Here is a 6,780-nt window from a genome sequence, read left to right as displayed (position 1 = left end):
TTTAGGGGCAGGGTCGCCTTGCTTCATTGTCCAGGCGCGAACTTCTTTTACACCTGCAGTGAAGTAGGTTTGTAGACCAAGTAGCTCGTAGCCAGCTCTAATGACACGATCAAGGCCTGGCTCTTCCATGCCAAGGTCTGCTAAAAATTCATCGCGTTCTTCGTCATCCAGCTCAGCAATTTCTGCTTCTAGCTTATTACAGATCACGACGACTACAGCGTTTTCTTCTGCTGCGATTTCACGAACTTTATCTAGGTGAGGGTTGTCTTCAAAACCGTCTTCATCAACGTTGGCAATATACATTGTAGGCTTGATTGTAAGCAGGCAAAGCTCTTTGATAATTGCTAGTTCATCATCATTCAAACCAAGGCCGCGAACCGCTTTTGCTTCGTTCAAGTGAGGGAGTAGTTTATCCTCAAGTAGGCTCAGAGCATTCTTCGCATCTTTATCACCGCTCTTGGCTGTTCTGGTGAAACGCTTGATAGCCTTTTCTACGGTATCAAGGTCAGATAAAGCAAGCTCGGTATTAATTACATCAACGTCGGCTTGAGGGTTCACCTTGGCAGAAACGTGAACAACGTTTTCATCTTCGAAGCAGCGTACAACGTGAGCGATAGCGTCTGTTTCTCTAATATTAGCCAGGAACTGGTTACCGAGGCCTTCGCCTTTAGATGCGCCTTCTACTAGACCGGCAATATCAACAAACTCCATTGTAGTTTGGATAACCTTCGCTGGGCTGACAATGGCTGCAAGCTTGTCTAGGCGAGGGTCTGGCATGCCAACAACACCAGCGTTAGGTTCGATAGTACAGAAAGGAAAGTTTTCTGCGCCGATACCTGCTTTGGTAAGTGCGTTGAATAAGGTTGATTTGCCGACGTTAGGAAGGCCGACGATGCCGCAGTTAAAACCCATAATCTGAATCCCAGGCTGTAAAGTATAATTAGAAAAATTGGGCGCAAGTATACAGTAGGGTAGCGGGACAGTTAAGTATAAAAGATGAGCGCTTAGTGCTATTTTTTGTAATGCTGCTAAGGAATGCGAGTAATGGGCTTATTCTGCTTTAAAGCTATGGAGTTTTTGCATGGCCTTTTGCCAATCGCCACCAATGACTTCTTTCAGGTGCCTATCTGCTTCGTCGATACACGCAGAGAGTTGCTCGGCTTCTTTGGCTGTTGGTTTGCCAAGAACATGTCCGGTTACTTTGCTTGCATGGCCGGGGTGACCAATACCTAGACGCAAGCGCTTAAAGTTTTTGTTGCCGCCAAACTTCTCGATAATGTCTCGTAGGCCGTTGTTGCCTCCATGACCGCCGCCTTGTTTTAGCTTCATGGTGCCGCACGGGATATCGAGTTCGTCATGGGCGACGAGTACTTCTTCAGGGGAAATCTTAAAAAACTGGCAGATTGCCTGGACAGATTGTCCACTACGATTCATGAAGGTCGTCGGGAACAAGAGGTGTAGATCCTGGCCTTGAATATTAACTTTGGCATGAAGTCCGTGGAACTTCTTTTCTGGCTTAAGGTTTTGCTGATGTGCTTCAGCGATCTGGGCCAGAAAGATGGCGCCAGCATTATGGCGGGTGTTTTCGTATTCGGGGCCGGGATTACCCAGCCCCACAATCAGCTTGATTTGACTCATCGGAGCTTCTCTGACGCTATCAATTCATGCCGGATACAGAGAATTACTCTGCATCACCTTCTGCAGCTGCTTCACCAGCTTCGTCTTCAGCTTTACCCTTTGGAGTATGTACTGAACAAATTGGAAGATCGTGGTCAGCACCTTGCTGTAGTGCAGCAAGTGTAACGCCTTCAGGAAGTTTAAGGTCTGAAAGGTGAAGGATAGTTTCTGCTTCAACTTCAGTCATATCAACTTCGATGAACTCAGGCAAGTTACCAGGTAGGCAAATTACTTCAGCTTCAACCTGCTGGTGAGAGATCTTACCACCGCCCAACTTAACACCAACACAAGCGTCTTCGTTTGTGAAGTGAAGTGGAACGTGCACATGGATAGCTTTGTCCATATCAACACGCAGGAAGTCAGCGTGCATAACATCACCACGTGATGGGTGACGCTGAAGATCTTTCAGGATTGCTGGCTCTTCGTTGCCGTCTACACTGATTGTTAGAACGTGAGAGTAGAACGCTTCGTTTTCAAGCGATTTCTTGATCTCGTTTTCTTTCAGGCTAAGTGCGATAGGGTCTTTACCAGCGCCGTAAAGGATAGCTGGTACTAGGTTCTCAAGACGACGCAGGCGGCGGCTCGCACCTTTCCCCTGATCTGCTCGAGCTGTTGCGTTTACTACGAATGATGCTTCACTCATTTTTCTTTCCTCAAAGTTCACTAATATTCGCCCGCGACCAGACTAAATACCGTGAAGGTTAAAATAGAAAAAGCACCGAGGTGCTTTTTCCTGTACATCTATACCTGATTGAATCAGGTCTTAAGCGATTGTTTTAATTAATGTCTTAATCAAACAAGGCACTGATAGATTCTTCATTACTAATACGACGAATTGACTCTGCCAATAGGTCTGAAATTGTAAGCTGGCGGATTCTATCACAATTCATGGCTTTGTCACTAAGAGGAATTGTATCTGTGACGATCAACTCATCTAGTGATGACTTAGCAATGTTCTCGATAGCTGGGCCAGATAGCACGGGATGCGTAATGTAAGCGTAAACTTTCTTGGCGCCGTGTTCCTTTAGGGCGTCAGCAGCTTTACATAGGGTGCCAGCGGTATCGACCATGTCATCGATCAGTAGACAGGTTTTGTCTTCAACGTCACCGATAATGTGCATTACTTGAGAAACGTTAGCTTGAGGGCGTCGTTTGTCGATAATTGCCAGGTCAACATCACCAAGACGTTTTGCCATCGCGCGTGCACGAACAACACCGCCAACGTCTGGGCTAACAACCATAAAGTCGTCTTGAATGCGGCGTTGAATGTCATCAACAAGAACGGGGGTGCCGTAAATGTTATCTACCGGAATATCAAAGAAGCCCTGAATCTGGTCTGCGTGCAAGTCAACCGTTAATACTCGGTCAACGCCAGCGCCTGTGATCATGTCTGCTACCACTTTTGCGGTAATCGCAACACGTGTTGAGCGAACGCGTCGATCTTGGCGAGCGTAACCAAAATAAGGAACAACTGCAGTAATACGTGAGGCAGAAGCTCTACGTAGTGCATCAGTCATTACGATAAGCTCCATTAGGTTATCGTTGGTTGGTGCGCAGGTAGGCTGAATGATGAATACATCTTTACCACGTACATTTTCGTTGATTTCAACCGTGACTTCGCCGTCGCTAAATTTACCGACCTTAGCATTGCCCAGTGGTAGACGTAGTGCATCGACAACTTGTTGAGCCAGTTCGCGGTTGGCATTACCGGTAAATACCATCATTCTTGGCATGCGAGTTCAAGACCTCTTGAGTGTTTCGGCTTTCAGCTCTTTCAAGCAGTTTCCCGGGCTGAATAGTAAAAATACTAATACAGTAGTTTAGACCTCATCCGGAAGGTTTCTAGCTGTTTGCTTGATTGTTTTCTGAGCTGGGAAAATATGGCTGGGGTAGCAGGATTCGAACCTGCGCATGACGGGATCAAAACCCGTTGCCTTACCGCTTGGCGATACCCCAATAATCGTGTTGCTATTAACGAAGCGCTATCTTACGAATGGTCCCTTGCGAACCTTTTAGCTTCATCTAGCCTTTGAATTGCAGGAGAGAGATTGACTCCCTTGGCTATAAAGCCTTTGAATTTAGACTTAGCTTCATTCAAAACCTGTTTTGCTGTTGCCTCGTCTTTGACGATGCAGAAACAGCACGCTCCCGTTCCTGTAAGTCTAGCAATACCAAACTGGCTTAGCCACTGTATTGCCTCCTTGATTTGTGGGTATAGTTCTGAGATCAGTGCTTCGAAATCGTTGCGATACTCATCGCTAAGAAATTTCTCTGAACTGGTATCTAAACCATGTCCCTCAAGAGCGGGCGCTATTCTCTTCTTTGGCGTGTCTCTTGTCAACCTTTCATGCGAAAAAATTTTAGCCGTGTTGACGTGGCAATCGGGGGTCAATACAACGAACCATTCTTCGCTCATTGGAATTGGGCAGAGTTCATCTCCTATTCCTTCAGCCCAGGCGCTGCGGCCTTCAACAAAAACGGGCACATCGGCACCTATCTTTGCCGCTATTTTGGCTAATTGACATTCTTCGAGTTCAAGTCCCCATAGATGATTGAGCGCGATAAGTGTTGTTGCCGCGTTGGAACTTCCACCACCGAGCCCGCCGCCCATTGGTAGACTTTTTTCTAGATGAATCTTGGCGCCTAATAAGTGGCTACCTTTATCGAGTAGAATGCCTGCTTCTTTGAGTCTTTGTGCGGCGATAAAAATCAGGTTTTCTTCAGGAGGAATGTCGGCAATTTCCGGGGTGATTTCTATTTTTCCACTTTGATTGGCAGAAAAATGAAGCATGTCACCGCGGTCTAATAACTGAAAAACAGTTTGTAGCTCATGATAGCCTGGGTGCGATTGCTCAGGCCCTCGTCTGCCATTGATGTGCAAGAACAGGTTTAGCTTGGCTGGAGATGTCAGGCTTAAAGTCGGGTCCATTGTTTAATCGCTAGAATAATTCGCACCTTATCTCGTTCGAGCTTAATCTTTCCGGGCAGTGGAAGGCCGTCGATGAGGGTGTGTTTGCTGAAAGTTAAGTGCCAACCATTTTGTATTAGGCTGGCAGGGTAGCCCTGAGCGTCAAATTCTAACTCGTGTTGGCTGTCGGCAACAGGAATTCCTTTAACCCACCAGGGCAGTAATGAAATCGGAAGAGGAAACCCTAAAGCCTGATAGATCAAGAGATCTGGTTCATACGAGCTGACAGGCTGCTCACCGGCTTCGATAATCGTTAATAAATGAGGGTTTCCCTGTAGCTTGGATGCGCCAAGGCCGAAAAAGGTTGAGGAAAGGTCGATCACAAAGCTTGATTCAGCTTGGTGCCATTGATTGATTGCTACAGTAAGGGATTCTTCAGGTGTTCTTATGCCAATCTTGCCAATGAGTTTCCAGTTTCGGATGTTATCAATCTTTTGGGCGGTAAGAGGCCATTCAATTGGAGTTTCTCTTGATGTTTTGTGAGGTACGGTTTGTTGAAGGCTGGTGCATGCAGATAAAACGAGCGTCATTAGTATGAACAGCGCCCGGGTGAGGTGAGTGCTCGTTTTACTTGAAATGCCTAGAGCTATCATTACAAACTATTCTTTGGGCGCTTCGGGTGTTACTTGCTCGGTTTCGGGAGTTGAAGCTGAGCTGGTTTCTTTGTTAGTAGCTTGTTCATCTTCCGTGGGCGGATTCTCAATTATAATTAGTAATTCAGGGTCGAGTCTGTTGATGGTCTCAAGAAGTACTTCGTGTTCAGGATACTTCCGAAGAACATTGCTCCAAACATCTCGAGCCTCTGTTGTTTGATTTAGAGACCAAAGAACTTCACCCAAGTGTGCTGCGACTTCTCCATCCTGGAATTGTTGAAAGGCCTTGAACAAGAATACCAATGCTTCTTTATTTTGCTTAAGTCGATATAGTACCCAGCCCATGCTATCTAAAATGGCGGGGTTATTCGGCTTGAGCGCTAAAGCTTTTTGAATTAGTTCAAATGCTTCTTGAGTACGATCGGTTCGGTCGGCCAAGGTGTAGCCAAGTGCATTGATAGCAATCGCATTGTTCGGGTTCAGTTCTATTAGCTTTCTTAGATCTTGCTCCATTCCTGCCAAATCATCGTCTGCTTCTCGATTCATTGCTCGAGCGTAGAGTAGCTGGTCATCTTCGGGGAATGCTTGAATGGCGGCGTTGAGTGAGGCATTCATGCGGTCTGTTTCACCTGCACTAGATAGTAATTTAACTTCCAGTAGCCATAACTTAAGAGGGCTTGCTCCAGGTTTCTTTCTCAATTCAGCGAGTCTGTTTAGCATCTCGTCTTGCTGTTCGTTGTGAACCATTAGGAAACTTGAGCGCTCAAGAGATACTTCATAATGAACGCCAGCGCTTACTTTCTGGTAGAGATCGATAGCGTCATTGAAATTACCTTGGCTGTCAGCAATACGGGCTAAATAATAGTAGGCTTCATTAGCGTGTTGATTGGAGTCGATTAGCTGCTCGAAAGCTGCAGAAGCCTCTTCAACTTTTTTATTCTCTAGCATGACAATAGCGTGCGATAGTTTTAACCGCGATGCTTGGGGGTATTTAGTCAGTAGTGAATAGAATACCTCCTCGGCGTCATCGAGTTGTTTGTTTTCTATTAGCATTGTTGCATATAGACGACCAAGATTATGATTTGAGGGGAAATCGTCAAACTTGTCACCTGCATATTCAATAGCCTCTTCCAGTTGACCTTTATCATAGAGAACGTTGGCCTTGAGGACTGAGGCTGCTTCGAATTCTGGTGCGGCGTTTAGTATAGGCTCGATGATTTCAAGTGCCGCGTCGTATTCTTTCAAATTGCGTTGAGTGAGTGCGTAGCTATATCCAATCTCATGATTGTTAGGGTATTTTGCATATAAAGATTGATAAAGTAGGAGGATGGCTTCTTTATCTTCAAGAGGGAGGGCGCTTGAGCTGACTGCAAGGCCGTCTACTCGGGCATCACCGCCAAGCTCGATAATCTTTTCGATATGTTGCATGGCCTGTTCGTATTCGCGAGAAAGGGAATACTGATAGGTCAGAAGTTGATGTGCCGGAATGCTGTCTGGCTTTATATCAACCCAAAGGATTGCCATTTCCTTTATGGCCTCCAT

At 46.0% G+C, this 6,780-nt stretch carries 7 protein-coding genes and 1 tRNA gene; all 8 read right to left on the bottom strand.

Translation table 11 applies throughout. From position 1 onward, the window contains the following. The coding region (ychF, locus tag A3761_RS12830) for a redox-regulated ATPase YchF (protein ID WP_068750310.1) at positions 1–912 on the bottom strand (912 nt) is incomplete at its 3' end. A 138-nt stretch (positions 913–1,050) separates the two neighbouring features. Then, positions 1,051–1,638, bottom strand: a complete 588-nt coding sequence (pth, locus tag A3761_RS12825) for an aminoacyl-tRNA hydrolase (protein ID WP_068515841.1) — start codon at positions 1,636–1,638, stop codon at positions 1,051–1,053. 43 nt (positions 1,639–1,681) lie between these two features. Further along, positions 1,682–2,320 carry a 50S ribosomal protein L25/general stress protein Ctc gene (locus tag A3761_RS12820; protein ID WP_068515838.1) on the bottom strand — a complete coding sequence of 213 codons (639 nt, stop codon included), beginning with the start codon at positions 2,318–2,320 and terminating at the stop codon, positions 1,682–1,684. 145 nt (positions 2,321–2,465) lie between these two features. Next, positions 2,466–3,410, bottom strand: a complete 945-nt coding sequence (locus A3761_RS12815; protein ID WP_068515835.1) for a ribose-phosphate pyrophosphokinase — start codon at positions 3,408–3,410, stop codon at positions 2,466–2,468. Between the two features lie 148 nt (positions 3,411–3,558). Continuing rightward, a tRNA-Gln gene (locus A3761_RS12810) sits at positions 3,559–3,633 on the bottom strand. A 31-nt stretch (positions 3,634–3,664) separates the two neighbouring features. After that, positions 3,665–4,606: a 4-(cytidine 5'-diphospho)-2-C-methyl-D-erythritol kinase gene (gene ispE, locus A3761_RS12805; protein ID WP_068515833.1), complete on the bottom strand. Its 942-nt coding sequence runs from the start codon at positions 4,604–4,606 to the stop codon at positions 3,665–3,667. Beyond that, a complete protein-coding gene (gene lolB / locus A3761_RS12800; protein WP_197470009.1) occupies positions 4,591–5,175 on the bottom strand; it encodes a lipoprotein insertase outer membrane protein LolB in 585 nt (194 codons plus the stop codon). The genes ispE and lolB overlap by 16 nt, the downstream gene beginning before the upstream one ends. A 69-nt stretch (positions 5,176–5,244) precedes the next feature. After that, positions 5,245–6,780, bottom strand: a 1,536-nt coding sequence (locus A3761_RS12795) for a tetratricopeptide repeat protein (protein WP_068750308.1), incomplete at its 5' end; no start/stop codon positions are given.

Source organism: Oleiphilus sp. HI0123 (assembly GCF_001635315.1).
The sequence above is the reverse complement of the archived record's forward strand: the minus strand, read 5'-3'. Positions and strand labels throughout refer to the sequence as shown.